4 protein-coding genes are annotated in these 3,588 nt (G+C 77.1%); all 4 read right to left on the bottom strand.

Features of this window, described 5'->3' with window-relative positions; translation table 11 throughout:
- On the bottom strand, window positions 1-963 hold a 963-nt coding region (locus ICW40_RS19700), incomplete at its 3' end, for an asparaginase (RefSeq protein WP_308121927.1).
- On the bottom strand, window positions 960-1,304 hold the full coding sequence (locus ICW40_RS19695) for a DUF2516 family protein (RefSeq protein ID WP_221655675.1): 345 nt from the start codon (window positions 1,302-1,304) through the stop codon (window positions 960-962). The genes ICW40_RS19700 and ICW40_RS19695, both read right to left, overlap by 4 nt.
- The gene (locus tag ICW40_RS21700) at window positions 1,301-2,383 is read right to left on the bottom strand and encodes a GGDEF domain-containing protein (protein ID WP_221655674.1); all 1,083 of its coding nucleotides are present in this window, start codon (window positions 2,381-2,383) and stop codon (window positions 1,301-1,303) included. Before ICW40_RS21700 ends, ICW40_RS19695 begins: the two co-directional genes overlap by 4 nt.
- A gap of 73 nt (window positions 2,384-2,456) precedes the next feature.
- A partial coding sequence (locus ICW40_RS19685) for an FUSC family protein (protein ID WP_260459487.1) occupies window positions 2,457-3,588 on the bottom strand: 1,132 nt, incomplete at its 5' end.

The following is a 3,588-nucleotide window of genomic DNA, read 5'->3' as shown; positions in this document are numbered from 1 at the left end:
GTGACCGGCCGCCGCGAGCGCCTGCGCCAAGGCCGCGACGAGCACCGCGGGCCGGGGCCGGCCGGAGCCGTCCTCGACCTTGAAGGCCACGCCCGAGCCGTCCGGCAGGCCCGCCGCGTAGACGCCCTCCGCGCCGTCCTTGGCGACCAGGCCGGGCACCGCGCGCATCACGGCCGTGACGTCGCGCCCGGGACCGCCGACGAGGTCGGGGCGGGACGACATCGCACGCGCCACGCGAGCGAGGGGCGCGCGCGGGCCGTCTGCGGCGGTACCGGTCCGGGCGGCGGTCGTCGCGGCGGTCGTGGCGGCGTCGTCGGTCGCGGCGGCGTCGGCTGGGGCGTCTGTCGACGCCGCAGCGGCGATGCGGCCGAGGGCGCGCGCGAGGCCGCGCACGGTCGTCGAGAGCAGCGGGGCGCCGCACCCGTCGACGGAGGTGCTCGCGACCGGCACGCCCGTGAGCCCCTCGACCGTCGCGCGGACGGCCTGCTGGAGCGGGTGCCCGGGGTCGAGGTAGCTCCGCACGTCCCAGCCCGCGGCGACGCACGTCGCGAGCATCGCGGCGTGCTTGCCCGAGCAGTTCTGCGTGAGCGAGGTCGGACCTCGGCCGGCGGCGCGCCACGCGAACGCGGCGTCGGCGTCGAGCGGCAGGTCCGGCGTGTTCCGGAGGTCCGCCTCGGCGAGGCCCGCGGCGTCGAGCACGCGCCGCACGACGGCGAGGTGCACGTCCGTGCCGCTGTGGCTCGCGCACGCGAGCGCGAGACCCTCGTCGTCGACGTCGAGCCCGGCCGCGAGCATCGCGACGGCCTGGAGCGGCTTGAGCGAGGACCGCGGCCAGATCACCGCGTCGGGATCACCCACCTCGACCACGACACGGCCGTCCGGGGCGAGGACCACCAGGTGACCGCGGTGCACCGACTCGACGAGGTCGCCGCGGACCACCTCGGCGAGCGTGCCGGCGGTCACCAGCCGCCGCCGGGCCGGCCGGGCCCTCGCGGTCCGCGGCCCCGGCCGCCGCTGTAGGGCGCCACGGCCGGCCGGACGTCGACGAGGTAGACGATCGAGGCGACGGCGCTGCCGAGCGCGAGGAACTGGAGCTCGCCGATGCCGAGCGGGTACGGGATCGCGACGAACGCGACGGCGGTGGCGGCCGCGAGGATGCCGCCCCAGAACTTCTTGGTCCGCTTGCCGGCCGAGACGAACGCGGGGGCCGGGCGGCGTAGCAGGTCGACGACCGCGACCACGCACAGCACGAACACCAGGAGGTACAGCGCGAGGAAGATGAGGACCTGGGCGGTGACGATCACGGGACGAGCGTACGAGACCCCGTGCCCGGGCCGGCGACGACGACGCGGTCGCGCCCGCCGCGCTTGGCCTGGTAGAGCGCCTCGTCCGCCGCGGCGTACATCGCCTCGAGGTCCGGACCCGGGCACGTCGAGTGGACGACGCCGACGCTGACCGTCAGCGGCAGGGGCCGGCCGTCGAGCACGAGCGGCCGGGCGGCGGCTGCTGCCCGCACGGCCTCGGCACGCCGCCTCGCGTCCTCGGCGCCGATGCCCACCATGAGGATCGCGAGCTCGTCGCCGCCCCACCGCGCGACCGTGTCTTCCGCGCGGACGACGCCCTGGAGCACGGATCCGAGGTGGACGAGCACCGCGTCGCCGGCCGGGTGGCCGTACGCGTCGTTGAGCGCCTTGAACTGGTCGACGTCGACGAGGACGAGCGCGCGGCCCACGGTCGCCCGCGCGCCGTCGGCAGCGGAGCCGCCGCGGTCGTCCGGGCCGGCGGCGCCCGCGGCGGCGCTCTCGAGCGCGCGCCGCGTGGCGAGGCCGGTGAGGAGGTCGACCGACGCCGTCGCGCGCAGCTGGCGGGTGAGCGCGTCCTGGCGGCGGCCCGACGTCGTGAGCACGGCCGTCAGGCCGAGCATGACGATGAGCGCGAAGATCGTGTCCGGCAGCGCGACGTCCGGCTCGAGCAGCGCGAAGACCGTGATCCCGTGCGAGACGGCGGCCGTCGCCGCGACGACGCACGCCGCCCACGCCCGCAGGAAGGCGCCCGCGTAGACCACGGGGAAGAGGTAGGCCATCTGCGCACCGCCGCCGGCGTCCTCCGTCACGAGGTTCATCACGAGGATGACGACGACCATCGCGAGCGCGAGCGCCATCCACAGCACGGGCGGCATCGCGCGGTAGCTGCGCACGACCGCACCGGCCAGCACGGCGAGCAGGACGGCGACGACACCGACGAGCGCGAGGTTGGCGGCCTCGCCCGCGACCACGGCCATGACCTCGCTCGAGAGCATCGCGAGCGCACCCGCGACCACGAGGGCGGCGGCGGTGAGCGCGGCGGACCGGAGGTCCCGCGGTCCGAGACGGTCGGGGTGCACGCCGTCCTATCGACCCGGCCGCCGCCGTCGTGAGCACGCACCAGGGTGAACTCGCACGTCACACGCCCGGGCCTCACATCTCGGGCAGGTGCGCGCGGGCCTCGTCCGGCTCCTCGCCGGCCGCCTCGAGCAGGTCGACCACGAGCGAGCGCAGCAGGAGCACGAGCCCCTGGACCTGCCAGTCCTCCCTCGAGACCGCCCACGGGTCGGCACGTGCGGCGACGGCCTGGAGCCTGCCACGTGCCCGCCCGTGGTCACCCCCGCGCCCGAGCGTGACCGCGAGCTCACCCGTCGCGTCGGCGACGGCCCGCACGAGTGCCGCGAGGGCGGCGACGTCGTGCTCGTCGCGCACGGTGACCCGGCTGCGCCGCACGAGCACGCGGGCGCTGCGCATCACCCGGTCCGCCGAGACGGCCGAGGCCTCGAGGGCCCGCAGCTCCTCGAGGTGCCGGCGGAAGGCCGGCGAGACGCGGGCCGACTGCCGCGCGGCACCGGCCGTCGAGCGCCACTGGTCGAGCACCGGCTGCGACGCCCGTCCGCGCGCGAGCGCCTCCTCGACCTCGTCCTCGCGTCGCTGCTCGAGGCCGGTCGCGAGGTGCCGGAGCACCTCGGCCACCTCGACGAGCGCCTCCTCGCCGACGGCCCGGACGCGTCGCCGCGGGTCCTGCGGCCACAGGACGGCGATGACGAGCGCGAGCCCACCGCCCACGAGCGCGTCGACCCAGCGGCTCACGGGGGACCCGACCTGGGCGGCCGGCAGCGCCACGATGACGATCGCCTGGACGCCCGCCTGCATCGCGAACAGGTCGCCGCGGTCCACGAACCGTCCGACGAGCGCCGCGACCGTGAGCACGACGGCGATCTGCACCGGCCCGCTGCCGATGACGTGCACGAGGAGGTCGCCCAGGAGCACGCCGACGGCGACGCCCGACGCGAGCTCCGCGACGCGGCGGGGCCGGCGGTCCGCCGTGAAGCCCAGGGCGACCCAGGCGGAGACCGGCGCGAAGAAGGGCGCCGGATGGCCGAGGAGGTAGTAGGAGATGGCCCACGCCCCGCCGGCCGCGAGGCTCGCACCCAGCACCGGCAGGAACGCACGCCGCACGCGCGCCCAGCCCTGCCGCACGCGGGCGCGGACGACGACGCCGGCCGTCGTCACGGCGCGGTGGCGCGTCGCAGCTCGCGCGGCACCCCGATCGCCTCGGCAC

The sequence above is a fragment of the Actinotalea ferrariae genome (assembly GCF_019733465.1).
Taxonomy (GTDB): Bacteria; Actinomycetota; Actinomycetes; order Actinomycetales; family Cellulomonadaceae; genus Actinotalea; species Actinotalea ferrariae_A.
This window is presented reverse-complemented; position numbering and strand designations above follow the sequence as displayed.